This window comes from Sphingomonas sp. BLCC-B65, assembly GCF_028550675.1.
GTDB lineage: Bacteria > Actinomycetota > Actinomycetes > Actinomycetales > Microbacteriaceae > Microbacterium.
In genome coordinates this window covers 1,480,675-1,496,439 of record NZ_JAQQGL010000001.1, presented here as the reverse complement: position 1 = coordinate 1,496,439, position 15,765 = coordinate 1,480,675, and the positions used below count along the sequence as shown (strand labels likewise).

Annotated in this window: 15 protein-coding genes and 1 pseudogene; 9 read left to right on the top strand and 7 right to left on the bottom strand. The window is 69.8% G+C overall.

Features of this window, described 5'->3' with window-relative positions; all coding sequences use genetic code 11:
• The first annotated feature begins 66 nt into the window (after nucleotides 1–66).
• Nucleotides 67–786 carry a VIT1/CCC1 transporter family protein gene (locus PP359_RS07175; RefSeq protein ID WP_036318420.1) on the top strand — a complete coding sequence of 240 codons (720 nt, stop codon included), beginning with the start codon at nucleotides 67–69 and terminating at the stop codon, nucleotides 784–786.
• 270 nt (nucleotides 787–1,056) lie between these two features.
• On the opposite strand, the gene PP359_RS07170 is transcribed toward PP359_RS07175, so the two are convergent.
• Nucleotides 1,057–1,260 carry a hypothetical protein gene (locus PP359_RS07170; protein WP_295777808.1) on the bottom strand — a complete coding sequence of 68 codons (204 nt, stop codon included), beginning with the start codon at nucleotides 1,258–1,260 and terminating at the stop codon, nucleotides 1,057–1,059.
• Here PP359_RS07170 and PP359_RS07165 point away from each other — a divergent pair.
• Nucleotides 1,232–1,522, top strand: a pseudogene (locus PP359_RS07165) (tocopherol cyclase family protein); the annotation flags it as partial. The gene PP359_RS07170 and the pseudogene PP359_RS07165 sit on opposite strands and share 29 nt — an antisense overlap.
• 187 nt (nucleotides 1,523–1,709) lie before the next feature.
• Complete coding sequence (locus PP359_RS07160) at nucleotides 1,710–1,844, top strand: hypothetical protein (RefSeq protein ID WP_499250197.1); 135 nt, start codon at nucleotides 1,710–1,712, stop codon at nucleotides 1,842–1,844.
• 146 nt (nucleotides 1,845–1,990) lie between these two features.
• Here PP359_RS07160 and PP359_RS07155 read toward each other — a convergent pair whose 3' ends face one another.
• A complete protein-coding gene (locus tag PP359_RS07155) occupies nucleotides 1,991–3,001 on the bottom strand; it encodes an NADP-dependent oxidoreductase (RefSeq protein ID WP_499250196.1) in 1,011 nt (336 codons plus the stop codon).
• Between the two features lie 62 nt (nucleotides 3,002–3,063).
• The gene (locus PP359_RS07150; RefSeq protein ID WP_036318423.1) at nucleotides 3,064–3,450 is read right to left on the bottom strand and encodes a DUF1304 domain-containing protein; all 387 of its coding nucleotides are present in this window, start codon (nucleotides 3,448–3,450) and stop codon (nucleotides 3,064–3,066) included.
• A gap of 75 nt (nucleotides 3,451–3,525) precedes the next feature.
• On the opposite strand from PP359_RS07150, the gene PP359_RS07145 reads away from it, so the two are divergent.
• The 6 genes from PP359_RS07145 to PP359_RS07120 all read left to right on the top strand — a co-directional run bounded on the left by PP359_RS07145 (nucleotide 3,526) and on the right by PP359_RS07120 (nucleotide 10,043).
• Nucleotides 3,526–4,119 carry a TetR/AcrR family transcriptional regulator gene (locus PP359_RS07145; protein ID WP_036318424.1) on the top strand — a complete coding sequence of 198 codons (594 nt, stop codon included), beginning with the start codon at nucleotides 3,526–3,528 and terminating at the stop codon, nucleotides 4,117–4,119.
• Nucleotides 4,120–4,337: 218 nt separating this feature from the next.
• Nucleotides 4,338–5,888: an APC family permease gene (locus PP359_RS07140; protein ID WP_036318425.1), complete on the top strand. Its 1,551-nt coding sequence runs from the start codon at nucleotides 4,338–4,340 to the stop codon at nucleotides 5,886–5,888.
• 47 nt (nucleotides 5,889–5,935) lie between these two features.
• Nucleotides 5,936–7,162, top strand: a complete 1,227-nt coding sequence (locus tag PP359_RS07135) for a saccharopine dehydrogenase family protein (protein ID WP_295777824.1) — start codon at nucleotides 5,936–5,938, stop codon at nucleotides 7,160–7,162.
• A 25-nt stretch (nucleotides 7,163–7,187) separates the two neighbouring features.
• Entirely contained in the window at nucleotides 7,188–7,883 is a 696-nt protein-coding gene (locus tag PP359_RS07130; protein ID WP_295777827.1) for an SDR family oxidoreductase, read from the top strand.
• A complete protein-coding gene (locus tag PP359_RS07125) occupies nucleotides 7,880–8,371 on the top strand; it encodes a hypothetical protein (RefSeq protein WP_499250195.1) in 492 nt (163 codons plus the stop codon). Before PP359_RS07130 ends, PP359_RS07125 begins: the two co-directional genes overlap by 4 nt.
• A gap of 157 nt (nucleotides 8,372–8,528) precedes the next feature.
• On the top strand, nucleotides 8,529–10,043 hold the full coding sequence (locus PP359_RS07120) for an alpha-N-arabinofuranosidase (protein WP_499250194.1): 1,515 nt from the start codon (nucleotides 8,529–8,531) through the stop codon (nucleotides 10,041–10,043).
• Nucleotides 10,044–10,116: 73 nt separating this feature from the next.
• Here PP359_RS07120 and PP359_RS07115 read toward each other — a convergent pair whose 3' ends face one another.
• The 4 genes from PP359_RS07115 to PP359_RS07100 are packed head-to-tail and all read right to left on the bottom strand — an operon-like array spanning nucleotide 10,117 to nucleotide 15,680.
• Entirely contained in the window at nucleotides 10,117–12,450 is a 2,334-nt protein-coding gene (locus PP359_RS07115) for a beta-xylosidase/alpha-l-arabinosidase (protein ID WP_499250193.1), read from the bottom strand.
• Between the two features lie 5 nt (nucleotides 12,451–12,455).
• Nucleotides 12,456–13,364 carry a carbohydrate ABC transporter permease gene (locus tag PP359_RS07110; RefSeq protein ID WP_135948617.1) on the bottom strand — a complete coding sequence of 303 codons (909 nt, stop codon included), beginning with the start codon at nucleotides 13,362–13,364 and terminating at the stop codon, nucleotides 12,456–12,458.
• Nucleotides 13,361–14,383, bottom strand: coding sequence for a carbohydrate ABC transporter permease (locus PP359_RS07105; RefSeq protein WP_499250192.1), 1,023 nt, complete (start codon nucleotides 14,381–14,383; stop codon nucleotides 13,361–13,363). The genes PP359_RS07110 and PP359_RS07105 overlap by 4 nt, the downstream gene beginning before the upstream one ends.
• A gap of 7 nt (nucleotides 14,384–14,390) precedes the next feature.
• Nucleotides 14,391–15,680: an ABC transporter substrate-binding protein gene (locus tag PP359_RS07100; protein WP_036318432.1), complete on the bottom strand. Its 1,290-nt coding sequence runs from the start codon at nucleotides 15,678–15,680 to the stop codon at nucleotides 14,391–14,393.
• Nucleotides 15,681–15,765: the final 85 nt, after the last annotated feature.

Below are 15,765 nucleotides of genomic sequence, written 5' to 3'. Positions count from 1 at the left end.
GGGATGCGGGGTTCGCTTGGGCTTGCCTTGCTGGCGCGGCCGCGGTGGGCGGCATACGGTGACGGGATGACCGACACGGAATCCTCGCATCCTGATGAGCCGCACCGCGGCGGCGTGGCGCAGCGACTGAACTGGTTGCGCGCCGGCGTGCTCGGAGCGAACGACGGCATCGTCTCCACGGCGGCGGTCGTCGTCGGCGTGGCCGGCGCGACGGCCGAGGTCATGCCGGTTCTGCTCGCCGGGTCCGCCGCTCTCGTCGGCGGGGCGATCTCCATGGCGCTGGGGGAGTACGTGTCGGTCTCCAGCCAGCGCGACAGCGAGCACGCCCTCATCGAGAAGGAGCGCAGGGAGCTCGCCGACGATCCGGAGGCCGAGTTCGTCGAACTGGTCGGTCTCTACCGCGAGCAGGGGCTCAGCGAGGAGACGGCCACGCGCGTCGCGACCGAGCTGACCGAGCGCGACGCGCTCGCCGCGCACCTGTCGGCCGAGCTGAACATCGACCAGGACGACGTGGTCAGCCCGTGGCACGCCGCGTTCGCCTCGGCGGTCGCCTTCTTCGTCGGTGCTCTTCTGCCGATGGCGACGATCCTCCTCCTGCCGCATCCTGCGCGCCTCGTCTGGACGTTCGTGTCCGTGCTGCTCGCCCTCGCCGTCACCGGCTACCTCGCCGCCTGGCTGGGCGGCGCCAACCGCGGCCGCGCCATCATGCGGACGGTCATCGGCGGCGCGCTCGCGTTGGGTGCCACCTTCCTCGTCGGCACCCTCTTCGGCACCGCCGTCGGCTGAGTCCCGCCGTGCGCTCCGCGCGCGGCGTAGGGTGAGCCGCATGCGGACTCCGATGGCGTATCTGCGCGGGGCGCGGCATCCCGAGGCCTTCCACGGCCGCGGCGCCGGACGGCCGTTCTTCGAGGGCTGGTACGTCAAGCTCGTCTCGGCCGACCGCGCGCACCGGTGGGCGGTGATCCCGGGAGTGTTCCGTGGCGACGGGCGTGGCGACATGCCGGCCGACGAGGCGTTCGTCCAGGTGCTCGACGGTGTCGCGGGGCGTTCGTGGTATCACCGCTTCGACCCCGAGGAGTTCGCGGCATCCGACCGGCGTTTCGAGGTGCGCGTCGGCGGCAACATCTTCGACTCCGACGGGGCGACGCTCGATCTGCCGCAGCTGCGGGGACGGATCTCGTACGCCACTGCTCTGCAACCGTGGCCGGTGACGTTGCGCGAGCCGGGGATCATGGGCTGGTACGGGCTCGTGCCGTTCATGGAGTGCTTCCACGGTGTCGTCTCGTTCGGGCACGACCTCGGCGGCGCCCTGCAGGTCGAGGGCCGAGAAGTCGAGTTCGGCGGCGGCCGCGGCTACATCGAGAAGGACTGGGGTCAGGCCTTTCCCGCGGGATACGTCTGGCTCGCGTCGAACCACATCGATGCCGTCGGCGTCGGCGGTGGCGAGACGGACGCGTCGCTCGTGGCATCGGTCGCCATCATCCCGTGGCTGCGCGGCTCGTTCCGCGGGTCGATCGTGGGACTTCGCCACGGCGGACGTCTGTACCGCTGGACCACCTACAACCGCTCTCGCGAGCGCCGCCTCACCATCGACGACGACCGGGTGCGGTGGAGCATGGCGGGTCCCGACGGCAGGCTCGACCTCGAAGCCGAGCGCGTGCGCGGGGGGGCTGCTGCACGCCCCGTTGCGCACCGCGATGCACCAACGCGTGGAAGAGACGCTCGATGCCCGCGTGGTGATCCGGCACACGGATGCCGCGGGGCGCGTGCTGTGGGAAGGCGTCGGCACGTGCGCGGGCCTGGAGGTCTTCGGCGACACGACGCGTCTGCTCGCACTGCGCTGACCCGGTCCGCTCATCCGCGCCGCCCGGACACGCGAATCGGGGTCGCGTCCGGTCGGACCGGCCCCAGCCGGCGACCACACGCGACCCCGATCATCGTGCGGGTGTGCGGGTGTGCGGGTGTGCGGGTGTGCGGGTGTGCAGCGCGATCAGACGCGCACGAGCATCTTCCCCGTGTTGGCGCCGCGCATCATCGACAGGAAGGCGTCGACGGTGTTCTCGATGCCGTCAACGATCGTCTCGTCGTAGACGATGCCGCCCTCGGCGAACCAGCCCGACATCTTCTGCTGGAACTCGGGGGCCAGGTGCAGGTAGGCGGCGAGGGTGAAGCCCTGCATCGTGAGGGCACGCGTGATCATGTTCGACATGTTGTCGGGACCGGGCGTGCGCTCCGTGGTGTTGTAGCCGGTGATGGCGCCGCAGAGGGCGGCGCGGCCGCCGTCGTTGAAGGCGTCCAGCGCCGCTTCCAGGTGGTCGCCGCCGACGTTGTCGAAGAAGACGTCGATGCCCTCGGGTGCCGCCTCGGCCAGCAGGGTGCGGACGTCTCCGGACTTGTAGTTGAACGCCGCGTCGTAACCGTACTTCTCGGTCAGGAGGGCGACCTTCTCCGGCGTTCCGGCCGAGCCGATGACCCGTCCTGCGCCCAGGCGCTTGGCGATCTGGCCCACGGCGGTGCCGACGGCGCCGGCCGCGCCGGAGACGAAGACGGTGTCGCCGGGCGTGAGGTGCGCGATGGCGGTGAGTCCGACGTACGCGGTGAGCCCCGTCATACCGAGGATGTGCAGGTTCAGCGAGAGCGGCACCCCGGGAATCTCCGGGATGGCGCGGAAGGTCGCGGCATCGGCCTGGACGACGTCCGACCAGCCGTGCTGATGCAGCACGACCGTGCCGACCGGCAGGTCGTCGGATGCCGAGGCCACCACGCGCCCGACCGCGCCGCCGGAGATGGTCTCGCCGAGCGCGTAGGGGGCGACATAGCTGCGGGTGTCGTTCATGCGACCGCGCATGTAGGGGTCGACGGAGACGAACTCGTTGCGTACGCGCACTTCGCCGGCCTGCGGGGCACCGTAGGTGACCGTCGCGACGCGGAAGTCGTCGTGCGTGGGCCACCCGACGGGGCGGGCGGCGAGCTGGATCTGAGTGCTGGTGGCGTCTGTCATTCGTTCTCCTTGTGGGATGCGGATGGGGATGGGGATGGGGTCGGGTGTGCGACGGGGGCGGGTCAGATCAGCAGGCCGATGGCGAGAGCCACCACCCCCAGGGTGGGGATGACGCCCTGCTTCAGAGCGGCGGAGGCCTTGTCGGGACTGGACAGCAGCAGCACCAACGAGGCCGCGGTCATCGAGCCGGCGCCCGCGAAGACGAGAGCCGCACCCGCCGCGGTGGCGCCGGTGGCGAAGAGGACGACGCCGATGGCGACCAGCACGGCGAGGAACAGGTTGTAGAAGCCCTGGTTGAAGGCCATCTCGCGCGTGGCCTGAGCTTCTTCGGCGCTGGTGCCGAACGTGGCGCGGGCGCGCGGCGTGGTCCAGGCGATGGACTCGAGCCAGAAGATGAAGACGTGGATGAGCGCCGCGACGGAGGCGAGCACGAGACCGACGATGACCATGGGGATCCTCCTGTTTCTGAACTGACTGTTTCAATATATACTGAAACGACCGGTTTAGAAAGTGGGGCGGATGCCGTGGCGAGGAGTCGAGAGTTCGATCGCGTCGCCGTCGTGCGATCCGCCCGGCAGTTCTTCTGGGAGCACGGCTACGAGGACGCCTCGATCGCGGGCCTCGAGAGCGCGACCGGCCTGAACCGTTCGAGCATCTACAACGCGTTCGATTCGAAGCGCGGCTTGTTCGACGCCGCCGTGCAGAGCTACCTCGACGAGGTCGTGCGACCCCGCCTGGCGCCGCTGCAAGGCGACGAGGTCGCGCCCGGCGCGCTCGCCGACTACCTCGACGGCCTCGCGGCGGCGTTCGCCCGCGTCGGATCGATGCCGGCCGCGCACGGCTGCCTTCTCATCAATGCCGCCGGTGCGCCGGTCGCCCGCGACGCCGACGTCGCCCGCGTGATCGACGACTACCGCGCCGAACTGCACGACGCGATCGCGCGCGGGATCGCGGCGGCGGTGCCTTCGGCATCCGTCGACCGGCGCGCGCGCCTCGCCGATGCCGTCACCGGCCTCGTGGTCGCGGCCTTCGCGCTCGTGCGCCCGTCGCCGCACGAGGCGGTGCGCGCGCTCGAGACGGCGGCGGCACTCGTGGATGCCGAGGCCGTGCGCCCCTGACGGCGGCGTTTCGACTCGCTGCGCTCTGCGTTTCGACTCGCTGCGCTCGCTCAACGACCGGGAAGGGCGAGGGAGGGGGATAGACGCGGCGGCGAGAGGTCGCAGCGAGATTCGCCATCATGTCGCATCCGCTGGTGCGCCCGCGCGTTCTAGTCTTCCCTCACCGCGTCACTGGGGACGACGGTGCACCCATGACCTTGCGAGGGCGGAGAAGAGCGATGAGCGACTTCGGCAGCACCACACCGATTCATCTGGAACGCGGCGACGGCAAGGGCCTCGCCGCCGGCACCCTGGGGCTGTGGGGGTCGACCGTCATCGGCTTGGCCTCGACGGCTCCCGTCTACTCCCTGGTCGCGACGCTCGGTTTCGTCGTCCTCGCCGTGGGGGCGCAGGCGCCGATCGCCTTCATCATCGCGTTCGTCCCGATGCTGTTCACGGCGTTCGCGTATCGCGAGCTGAACAACAAGATCCCCGACTGCGGCACGACCTTCACGTGGGGGACGAAGGCCTTCGGGCCGTGGGTGGGCTGGATGGGCGGCTGGGGCGTCGCGATCGCGGGCATGGTCGTGCTCGCCAACCTCGCGCAGATCGGCTCGATCTACTTCTGGGCGCTGTTCGGCATGGAACTCGAGAACAACGACTGGCGCATCATCCTCGTGGCCGTGCTGTTCATCGCATCGATGACGTGGGTGAGTTGGCGCGGTGTCGAGATCGGCGAGCGCATCCAGAACGTGCTGCTCGGCGTGCAGTACCTGGCCCTCGCGATCTTCGTCGTCGCGGCGCTCTGGGAGTTCTTCGCGGGCAACGCCCCCGCTCCCACCCCCTTCGACTGGAACTGGCTGAATCCGTTCGCGTTCACCGACTACCACGGTTTCACCGAGGCCGTGCTGCTCGCCCTGTTCATCTACTGGGGCTGGGACTCGTGCCTCGCCCTCAACGAGGAGACCAAGGACCCCAAGCGCATCCCGGGGCGCGCGGCGCTGCTGACCACCGTCATCCTGCTGTTCACCTACGTTTCGGTCACGATCGCCGCCATGATGTACGCCGGGCTCGGCGAGGACGGGCCGGGTCTGGCCAACCCCGACAACGCCGACGACTTCTTCCTCGCGATCAAGGACGGCCTGCTCGGCCCGTGGGGCTGGCTGCTCGTGGTCGCCGTGCTGATCTCGGCCGTGTCCTCGACGCAGACGACCATCCTGCCCACCGCGCGCGGCACGCTCGCGATGGGCGTCTACCGCGCACTGCCCGCACGGTTCAAGAACGTGCACCCGGTGTACAAGACGCCGTCGTTCTCGACGATCGTCGGTGGCACCGTGGCCATCTGCTACTACCTCGGCATGACGCTGATCAGCGACAACATCCTGCAGGACTCGATCTCCTCGCTCGGCCTCGCGATCGCGTTCTACTACGCCATCACCGGCTACGCCTGCGTCTGGTACTTCCGCCGCGACCTGCGCAACTCGACGCGTGAGCTGTGGGTGAAGGGCATCTTCCCTCTGCTCGGGGCGCTGATGCTGACCTTCGCCTTCGTGCAGTCCGCCATCGACATGTTCGACGTGAACTACGGCAACACGGTGCTGCTCGGCATCGGCGGCACCTTCGTCGTGGGCATCGGAGCGCTGCTCGTCGGCGTCGTGCTGATGTTCGTCTGGTACCTCTTCCCGCGCTCGAAGCCGTTCTTCCAGGGGCGCTCTCTGAACCGCGAGACCCCGGTGCTCGTTCCCGAGGAGCCCGGCGACATCATCCGCTCCATCGACGGCGGCATCTGACGACCGCGCCTGTCGGCATCCCCTTCCTCTCAACGACAAGGAATCTCATGCGTATCCTCATCGTCGGCGCCGGAGGCGTCGGCTCGGCCGCCGTCCGCATCGCCGTCCGCCGCGACTTCTTCGAGAAGCTCGTCGTCGCCGACTACGACCCGGCGCGCCCGCAGGCGCTCGTCGACGAGGTCGCCGACCCGCGCGTCGAGGCGGCCCAGGTCGACGCCTCGCGTGCCGATGCGGTGGCGGGGCTCATCGAGGCGCACGGCATCACCCACGTGCTCAACGCCGTCGACCCGCGCTTCGTCATGCCGATCTTCGACGGCGCGCTCGCCGCCGGCGCGATCTACCTCGACATGGCGATGAGCCTGTCGACGCCGCATCCCGAGCAGCCGCACGCGCTGCCGGGCGTCAAGCTCGGCGACGAGCAGTTCGCCAAGGACGGCCAGTGGAAGGATGCCGGTCGGCTCGCCCTGGTCGGCATCGGGGTCGAGCCGGGGCTGTCGGACGTCTTCGCCCGCTATGCCGAAGACCATCTGTTCAGCGAGATCGACGAGCTCGGCGTGCGCGACGGAGCGAACCTCGTGGTGGCCGGCTACGACTTCGCACCGTCGTTCTCGATCTGGACGACGATCGAGGAGTGTCTCAATCCGCCGGTCATCTACGAGAAGGACCGCGGCTGGTACACGACGGAGCCGTTCAGCGAGCCCGAGGTGTTCGACTTTCCCGACGGCATCGGTCCGGTGGAATGCGTCAACGTCGAGCACGAGGAGGTGCTGCTGATGCCGCGCTGGACGAAGGCGAAGCGCGTCACCTTCAAGTACGGCCTGGGCGACGAGTTCATCGGCGTGCTGAAGACCCTCCACAAGCTCGGCCTGGACAGCACCGCGAAGGTCAACGTCAAGGGCGTGGAGGTTTCGCCGCGCGACGTGGTCGCCGCGTGCCTTCCCGACCCGGCGACCATCGGCGACAAGATGAGCGGCAAGACCTGCGCCGGCGTGTGGGTCACGGGAACCGGCGTCGACGGCCGCCCGCGCTCGACGTACCTGTACCACGTGGCCGACAACGAGGAGACGATGCGCGAGTACGGTTCGCAGGCGGTCGTCTGGCAGACCGCCATCAACCCGGTCATCGCGCTCGAGCTGCTCGCCACGGGGGTGTGGACCGGTACCGGCGTGCTCGGCCCCGAGGCGTTCGACGCGAAGCCGTTCCTCGACCTGCTCGCCGCGCCCGCGCCGACCGGTTACGGCTCGCCGTGGGGCATGGAGGACAGGGCGGTCTGAACCACCGCGGTGCGAGGATGGTCAGATGACCACCCACGTGATCACCGGAGCGGGCTCCGGCATCGGAAACCTCATCGCCGAGCGGCTCGCGGCGCGCGGCGATCGCCTCGTGCTCATCGTCCGCGACGCCGCCCGGGCCGACGATCTGTCGCGCGCGTTCCCGGGCAGCGTCACCATCGTCGCCGACCTTGCGCACCCGGCTGCGATCGCCGACGCGATGCAGCACGCCGATGCCGTCCCGGAGCGGATCGACAGCGTCATCCACGCCGCGGGCATCGTCGAACTCGGCCGCGTGGGCGATCTGCCGGTATCGGCGTGGGAGAGCCAGCTGGCCGTGAACCTGACCGCGCCCGCCGAGCTGACCCGGCTGCTGCTGCCGCGGGTGCGCGCTGCCCGTGGCCAGGTGGTGTTCGTCAACTCGGGCGCGGGTCTCACCGCGCATCCGCAGTGGGCGGCGTACGCGGCATCCAAGCACGGGCTCAAGGCCCTCGCCGATGCCCTCCGAGGCGAAGAGGCCGAGCACGGCGTGCGTGTCACGACCGTGTACCCCGGTCGCACCGCCACGCCCATGCAGGCGGAGGTCCACGCGCAGGAGGGGGCCGCGTACGACCCCGATCGGTGGATCGACCCGGCGTCGGTGGTCACCGCCGTGCTCACGGCCCTCGATCTTCCGCGGGACGCGGTCATCAGCGACCTGACCGTGCGCCCCGGTCCGCGATGAGCGACGAGCCCGCCGCCGGCGCCGACCTGCTCGGCGCCGTGCTCTCCGACGCCCGCCGGCGTCTGGCGGGATCCTCACGCGAGCGCCTGGGTGACTGGGCCCATACGCGGCGCCTGCTCGGCTTCGGCCGCGCTCCCCGGATCGTGCCGGTCGGCGAGGCATGGCACGTCGGCGTGCTCCTCATCGCGGATGCCGAGGTCTATGCCACCGGTGAGATCCTCCGCGCCCGCGCCGAGGCCGTCCGCGGGTACACGGCGGAGGCGCAGCGTGCCCGCTCCGAGCGTGCAGCCGCGGCGGCGCGGGGCGGGTTCGCCGACGGCGAGGTGCTGCACCTGGGTGCGACGCAGATCGACCTCGACGCCGTGCGCCGGGGTGAGCGCTCCGGGCCGTTGGCGCTCGTCGACGGCATCCCGCTCGTGACGTGGACGGCGGCCGGCGCGCGTCGGCCCCTGGCCGACTACCTCGACGACCAGCTCTCGCTGCGCTGACGCGGCCACGCTGACGCGGCTGTGCTGCCGCACGGTGCGCCGCTGGTTCTCGCCCGTCGCGGCGCGATCGGTGCCGCGGGTCCATATTTGTTGTCATGTGAAACATATTGGTGCGAGGATGGGAGGGCGGCGGAGCAGCCGCAGAACGGGAGCCGTCATGACCATCGCTCGCGCCGCCGTCGACCTCGACGTCACGGGTCCGCAGATCAGCCGTCACCTCTATGGACACTTCGCCGAACACCTCGGACGATGCATCTACGGGGGCTTCTGGGTGGGGGAGGACTCGCCGATCCCGAACGAGCGCGGCATCCGACTCGACGTGGTCGAGGCCCTCCGCCGACTGCACGTTCCGAACCTCCGCTGGCCCGGCGGGTGCTTCGCCGACGAGTACCACTGGCGCGACGGCGTCGGTCCGCGCGAGACCCGACCGACGATGGTCAACACCAACTGGGGGGATGTCGTCGAGAACAACGCCTTCGGCACGCACGAGTTCATGGACCTCTGCGACATGCTCGGCGCCGAGCCCTACGTCAACGGCAACGTCGGCAGCGGCACCGTGCAGGAGATGAGCGAGTGGGTCGAATATCTCACCCGTTCCGGCGACAGCCCCATGGCGCGCCTGCGCCGTGCGAACGGTCGCGACGAGCCGTGGCGGGTGCCGTTCTGGGGTCTCGGCAACGAGGCCTGGGGATGCGGGGGCCACATGACGCCGGAGTACTACACCTCGCTCGCCCGGCGCTACGCGACCTTCTGCAGGGAACACGACGGCAACACCCTCACCCGCATCGCGGCCGGCGCCGCCGACGACGACGTGCGCTGGACGCACGCGCTCATGGCGTCGGCGATGTCGACGAACGCCCCCGACCCGCAGCGCTCGCCGTTTCAGGCGATCTCGTTCCACTACTACACGCACGCCGGCACCGGCATCCAGAAGGAGTCGGCGACGGCGTTCTCGCGCGACGAATACGTACGCACGATCGGCAAGGCCTACGAGATCGAGCGCGTGATCCGCGCGCACGAAGCCGTCATGGACGCCTACGACCCCGAGCGCACCATCGACCTCGTCTGCGATGAATGGGGCACCTGGTGGAGCGTGGAGCCGGGGACCAACCCCGGCTTCCTCTTCCAGCAGAACACGGTGCGCGATGCGCTGGTCGCCGGCATCCACTTCGACGTGTTCCACCGCCACGCCGCGCGCCTGCGCATGGCGAACATCGCGCAGACGCTCAATGTGCTGCAGGCGATGATCCTGACCGACGACGATGGCGGCCTCGTGCTGACTCCGACCTACCACGTGTACGAGATGAACGTGGGGCACCATGACGCGATGGCGCTGCCGGCGCACGTCGTGAGCACGCCCGCCGTCGGTGTCGACGATGCGCAGCTGCCGGCGCTGTCGCTCTCGGCATCCACGAAGGACGGCGCCGTGCTCGTCTCGCTCACGCACGTCGGCGTCGACGACGCGCTTCCCGTCGAGATCGACCTCCGCGGTCGCAACGCCAGGGTCGTGCGCGCCCGCGTGCTGACCGGACCGGATGCCGCGGCGCACAACACCCCGCAGGCGCCCGACACGGTGCGCCCGGTGCCGTTGGAGGCCACGGTGGAGGCGGGTGTCCTGCGCGTCGATCTGCCGTCGCACGCCTTCGCGACCGTCGAGCTCGCTCTCGACTGACCGCACGGAAGAACGGCCCGCCCCGGGAAAGGGGCGGGCCGTCTGATCGAGTGGCGGAAGAGGCGAAAGACCGCTACTCGACGTGTGTCCCCACGATGCGGGCATCGGCGGCCGTGACCGGGTGCACGTCTCCGGTGAGGGTGACGGTTGCGACGCTCTCGCGGTCGGCCACCGACTCCCCGATCCAGAGATCGACGCGGCCGGGCTCGACGATGCGGATGCCGCGCCGGTCGGTGAACGCCAGGCGTGCGGTCGGAACCTCGAAGTGCACGCGCGCGCTCGCTCCCGCCGCGAGCGTGACCCGGGCGTATCCGAGCAGCTGGGCGACCGGTCGGACGACGCTGGCGTGCACGTCGTGCGCGTACAGCTGCACGATCTCGGTGCCGGGGCGGGAGCCGGTGTTGGTCACCGTGACGCTCACCGGCAGAACGCCGCCGGCATCGACCTCGGCCGGCGCCGACAGGTCGGTACGGGTGAACGTCGTGTAGCCGAGCCCGAACCCGAACGGACGCACCGGCGCGCTGTCGGCGCTGGTCACATCGCTGTTGCCGCCCAGGATCGGATGCAGGTAGGAGAACGGCTGTGCGCCGGCCGAACGCGGCAGCGAGACGGGCAGTCGGCCCGAGGGTGAGACCGCTCCGGACAGCATCCGCGCGATCGCCACTCCGCCCTCCTCGCCCGGGAAGAACGCCTGCACCACCGCTCGTGGCCGCGCGTCGGCGTCTGCATCCAGAGCCCACGCGAGAGCGTAGGGCCGCCCGGTCACGACGACCAGGACGACCGGCGTGCCCGTGGCGACCACGGCGTCGACGAGCTCTCGCTGCACGCCCGGCAGCTCCAGGCTCTCTGCGTCGTTGCCCTCGCCCACGGTGCCGCGTCCGAACAGCCCGGCGCGATCGCCGACGACGACGATCGCCGCGTCGGCGGATGCCGCGGCATCCACCGCCGCGCCGAAGCCCGAGCGGTCGTCGCCCTCGACCTCGCAGCCCGCGACAGAGACGATCGCGGCGTCGGGCAGCTCTGCGCGCAGCGCCTCGGCGACCGTCGGGATCGCGAAGCCGTACGGTGTTCCCGGGTGATGGGCCAGCACGTGGTTGGCGAACGAGTAGCAGCCCATCAACGCCGAGGCGTCGTGGCCGTTCGGGCCGATCACCGCGATGCGTGCCGGACCGGCCGTGCCGGTGGCCAGCGGCAGCGTGCCGTCGTTCGACAGCAGCACGAGCGAGCGCTCCGCGAGCTCGCGCGCGACCTCACGGTGCGCCGGCGAGTCGAGGTCGATCGCGGTCGGAGGTTCGCTCTCGTCGGGATCGAGCAGACCCAGCTCCTCCTTCTGCGCGAGCACGCGGGCAAGCGCGCGATCGACGAGCGCCTCGTCGATGCGGCCGTCGCGCAGCCCGGCGAGCAAGGGAGCGGCGTAGGCGTCGCCGCTGGGCAGCTCGACGTCGATGCCGGCGGTCAGCGCCAGGCGTGCCGCCTCGGTGCGGTCGGCGGCGACGGCGTGCATCGTCTCGAGGAAGGCGATCGCGAAGTAGTCCGAGACGACCACGCCGTCGAAGCCCCACGTTCCGCGCAGCAGGTCGGTCAGCAGCCGCGGGTCCGAGGCCACCGGAACGCCGTCGATGTCGGTGTAGGAGTTCATCACCGAGCGTGCGCCGCCGTCGCGCACCGCCATCTCGAACGGCGGCAGGAACACGTCGGCCAGCTCTCGCGGACCGGCGTGGACGGGCGCGTGGTTGCGGCCCGCCTGCGAGGCCGAGTAGCCGACGAAGTGCTTCAGGGTCGCGTGCACCCCGGCATCCTGGATGCCGCGCACGTAGGCCGTGGCGATCGTCGCCACCGCGTAGGGATCCTCCGAGATGCACTCGTCGACACGCCCCCAGCGGGGATCGCGGATGACATCGAGCACGGGGGCGAGGGTCTGGTGCGCGCCGAGTTCTCGCATCGATTCGCCGATGAGACGTCCCATCCTCTCGACGATCTCGGGGTCGAACGCCGCGCCCCACGCCAGGGGCGTCGGAAACGTCGCCGCTCTCCAGGCCGCGAGCCCCGTCAGCGACTCCTCGTGAACGATCGCGCGAATGCCGTGACCGGATGCCGCGGCGAGACGGCGCTGCTCGTTCCACAGCCAGGCCGCGCGTTCCGCGGCATCCACGGGTCTCGTGCCGTAGACGCGCGTGAGGTGGCCGAGGCCGTGTGCCGACGCCTGCTCGTAGCGGTCGGAGGGCGTCGCTTCGCCGGCCAGCATCTCGCCGGCCATCGGCGCGACCACCTCGTCGCCCTGGTCGACCCAGAAACCGGTCAGCTGCGCCACCTTCTGCTCGACGGTCATCGCGGCCATGAGCGCGGCAACCCGGGGGGAGACCGGCTCGGCGAGCGGCTGGTGGAGGGGGGAATCGGAGATCGTCATACGGATCAGCCCTTCACGGCGCCCGTGAGGCCGCCGACGATGCGACGCTCGAACAGGCTGAAGAACAGCAGTGCCGGGAGCATCGACAGTGAGGTGAAAGCCAGCACCTTGGCGGTGTCGACCGAGTACTGGGAGGAGAAGGCCTGCACGCCCAGAGGCAGCGTGAAGCTCGCCTCGTTGTTGAGGATGAACAGGGGGAGCAGGTAGCTGTTCCAGCTGCCGATGAAAGCGAGGATGCCGACCGTGATGACGCCGGGCACCGACAAGGGCAGCACCATCCGCCAGAAGAAGCCCAATCGACTGCAGCCGTCGATGAACGCGGCTTCCTGGATCTCGTCCGGGATCGCCCGCAGGAACGGCACGAGGATGATGATCGTCGTCGGCAGCGCGAACGCGATCTGCGGAAGGATGATCCCGGCGAGCGAGTTCATCAGGCCGAGGTCACGGATGACGATGTACAACGGCGTGATGGCGACCGTGATCGGGAACATGAGACCCGCCGCGAACAGCGCATAGAGCGCGCCGCGCCCGCGGAACGGATACCGCGCGATGACGTAGCTGGCCATGAGCCCGAGTGCGACCACTCCGGCGGTGGTCGCACCGGCCGCGATGATCGAGTTGATCACCTGACGCCAGAACTGCGGCCCGGTGAGGACGTTCAGGTAGTTCTGGGCGTTCCACGGATCGGGCCAGCCGGCGGGGTCGACCGTGATCTGCGAGTTGCTGCGGAACCCGCCGATGATGATGTACAGCACCGGCGCCAGCATGAGGGCGATCACGACGAGAGCGATGAAGTACACGAGCGGACTGCCCCAGGGCAGCCGCTCCTTCGTGCGGCGCGGACCCCGTCCGCGGTGTCCTGCGGTGGCCACCGTGGCGGTGGAGACGGGGGTGTCGACGGTGAGCGCGCTCATCGGGTCTTCTTCCCTTCGGTGATGGCGCCGGCCGTGTCGCGACGCAGCACGAAGCGCTGGTAGATGAGGGCGACGACGAGCGAGATGACGAAGATGACGACGGCGACGGCGTTGCCGAAGCCGAAGTTGCCGGCGTTGCGGCCGTTGACCACCATGTAGGTGGCCATCGTGGATGTGCCTGCCGTCGAGGCGACGTACTGGCCCCAGATGATGTAGACGAGGTCGAACAGCTGCAGGGCCCCGATGATCGAGAGGAACGCCCAGATGCGCAGCGTGGGGGCCAGCAGCGGCAGCGTGATGCGCCAGTGGGTCTGCCAGTAGCCGGCACCGTCGAGCGCCGCCGCCTCGTAGAGCTCCTCGGGGATGCCCTGCAGTCCCGCGAGGAAGAGGATGACGGCGAAGCCGACGTACTTCCACGTGAGGATGGCCATCAGCGTCCAGATGGCGATCGCCGGGTCCGAGATCCAATCGTGGGCGAGGGCGCCCAGCCCCCAGTTCTCCAACAGGCCGTTCACGGCGCCCTGCGTCTGCAGCATGAGGCCGAAGCCGGTGCCGACGACGACCTCTGCGATGACGTAGGGCACGAAGATCAGCACGCGGATGAGGGACTGCCCCCGCATCCGACGGTTGAGCAGCAGAGCCAGCAGCACCGCGACCGGACCCTGCAGCACGATCGAGGCGATCACGATGAAGCCGTTGTGCCCGAGCGCCTCGAGGAAGGTCGGGTCGGTGAGGATCGTGACGTAGTTCTGCAGGCCGACGAAGTCGGTGGGCGTGCCGTAGCCCTGCCAGCGGAAGAAGCCGTAGTAGGCCGCCATCGCCACCGGGAAGATGACGAAGCCGAGGAACATGATCAGCGCCGGCCCGACCAGCAGCGCGATCTCGAATCTCCCGGCCCAGCCCAGTCCACGGGGACGGCGGCGCGGCGTGGGCGGGGGCGGCGTCACGCCGCCCCCGCCGTGCTGCGCGAGATCCGTCTCCGGGTCGGTGACGGCCACGGAGGTCTCGCGAAGGGACACGATCCGATCAGCCCTTCTTGGCCGCGTCGGTGACCGACTGGATCATCTGCTGCGGGTTGCTCTTGCCCGCCAGCAGATCGACCACGGCGACGTTCAGCGCGTTGCCGACGTTCTGGCCGAGGACGGTGTCGAGCCACTGCGACACGAAGGGAGCCTTGTTGTAGGCGGCGAGGACCTCCTGCAGGTAGGGCTCCTTGACCGCCGCCTGCGCCGTCTTGTTGACGGGCGGGGCGCTGAAGGCCGCGTAGTAGGCCTTCTGCTGGTCGGCCGACGCGATGAAGTTGAGGAAGTCGGCGCACTCCTTCGGAGCCTTGACCGAGCACGAGTACCCGTCGACGCCGCCCATCATCGAGCCCGGCTCGCCCTGGCCGCCGGACAGCTCGGGGAACGGGAACCAGGCCAGGTCGGGCAGCGGCTTCTCGTCGGGGGTGAGGGAGGCGATCACGCCCGGGTCCCACGCGCCCATGAGCTCCATCGCGGCCTGGTGGTTGGCGACGAGACCGGCGGAGCTGCCGGCGCCCTGCTGGGCGCTCGTGGTCAGGAAGCCGTCGTTGAACGGCTGGGTCGCGGCGAAGTCGTTCAGGTCTTCCGCGGCCTTCAGCCAGCAGCCGTCGCTGAAGTCCTTGGTGTCGCCGGTCTTCTCGATGGTCTGGGCGCTGCACTCGCGGAGGGCGAAGTTGTAGTACCAGTGGGCGGCCGGCCAGGCGTCCTTCGCGCCGAGTGCGATGGGTGCGACGCCCGCGGACTTGAGCTTGCCGACGGCAGACTCCAGGTCGGTGATGGTGGTCGGCGGCGTCGTGATGCCCGCCTTGGTGAACAGGTCGGAGCTGTACCAGAAGCCGCTCGGCAGCACCGCCAGCGGCATGGCCCACACCTTGTCCTGGTAGGTCTCGGCCTTGAAGGAGCCCTCGGAGATCTCCGACTTGGCGGTGTCGCCGATCTTGTCGGTGAGGTCCATCAGCTGGCCCGCCTGCACCATCGCCGCGAGCTTGCCGCCGCCGCGCTGCAGGAAGATGTCGGGAGCGTCGCCCGCGTTCAGCGCGGTCTGCAGCTTGCCGTCCATGTCTTCGTTCTGCACGGACTGCATCGTGATGGTGACGTTCGGGTTCTCCTTCTCGAAGGCCGCGATGGCGTCCTTCCAGAACTGCTGTCCGGGACCGGTGGTCGAGTTCTGCCAGAGCGTCATCTCGACCTTGCCGTCGGCGTTGGTTCCGCCCGATCCGCCGCTGCAGGCGCTCAGACCGAGCGTGCCCGCGACCAGGAGCGCCGCTCCGGTCAGGATCTTGTTCGCCTTCATGTGATTCCTGTCCTCCTCATTGAGCCTCACCCCGGTCATTCGGGGCACGGAGCATTCCGGTGAACGGGTTCGGGCCGGAATGTGC

What these genes read in the sequence shown, in the direction of transcription:
- PP359_RS07175 (WP_036318420.1), top strand. Translation starts at nt 67, where the DNA reads ATGACCGACACGGAATCCTCGCATCCTGATGAGCCGCACCGCGGCGGC.
- PP359_RS07170 (WP_295777808.1), bottom strand. Translation starts at nt 1,260, where the DNA reads ATGAACGGCACGAGCCCGTACCAGCCCATGATCCCCGGCTCGCGCAAC.
- PP359_RS07155 (WP_499250196.1), bottom strand. Translation starts at nt 3,001, where the DNA reads ATGACAGACGCCACCAGCACTCAGATCCAGCTCGCCGCCCGCCCCGTC.
- PP359_RS07150 (WP_036318423.1), bottom strand. Translation starts at nt 3,450, where the DNA reads ATGGTCATCGTCGGTCTCGTGCTCGCCTCCGTCGCGGCGCTCATCCAC.
- PP359_RS07140 (WP_036318425.1), top strand. Translation starts at nt 4,338, where the DNA reads ATGAGCGACTTCGGCAGCACCACACCGATTCATCTGGAACGCGGCGAC.
- PP359_RS07135 (WP_295777824.1), top strand. Translation starts at nt 5,936, where the DNA reads ATGCGTATCCTCATCGTCGGCGCCGGAGGCGTCGGCTCGGCCGCCGTC.
- PP359_RS07130 (WP_295777827.1), top strand. Translation starts at nt 7,188, where the DNA reads ATGACCACCCACGTGATCACCGGAGCGGGCTCCGGCATCGGAAACCTC.
- PP359_RS07125 (WP_499250195.1), top strand. Translation starts at nt 7,880, where the DNA reads ATGAGCGACGAGCCCGCCGCCGGCGCCGACCTGCTCGGCGCCGTGCTC.
- PP359_RS07120 (WP_499250194.1), top strand. Translation starts at nt 8,529, where the DNA reads ATGACCATCGCTCGCGCCGCCGTCGACCTCGACGTCACGGGTCCGCAG.
- PP359_RS07115 (WP_499250193.1), bottom strand. Translation starts at nt 12,450, where the DNA reads ATGACGATCTCCGATTCCCCCCTCCACCAGCCGCTCGCCGAGCCGGTC.
- PP359_RS07110 (WP_135948617.1), bottom strand. Translation starts at nt 13,364, where the DNA reads ATGAGCGCGCTCACCGTCGACACCCCCGTCTCCACCGCCACGGTGGCC.
- PP359_RS07100 (WP_036318432.1), bottom strand. Translation starts at nt 15,680, where the DNA reads ATGAAGGCGAACAAGATCCTGACCGGAGCGGCGCTCCTGGTCGCGGGC.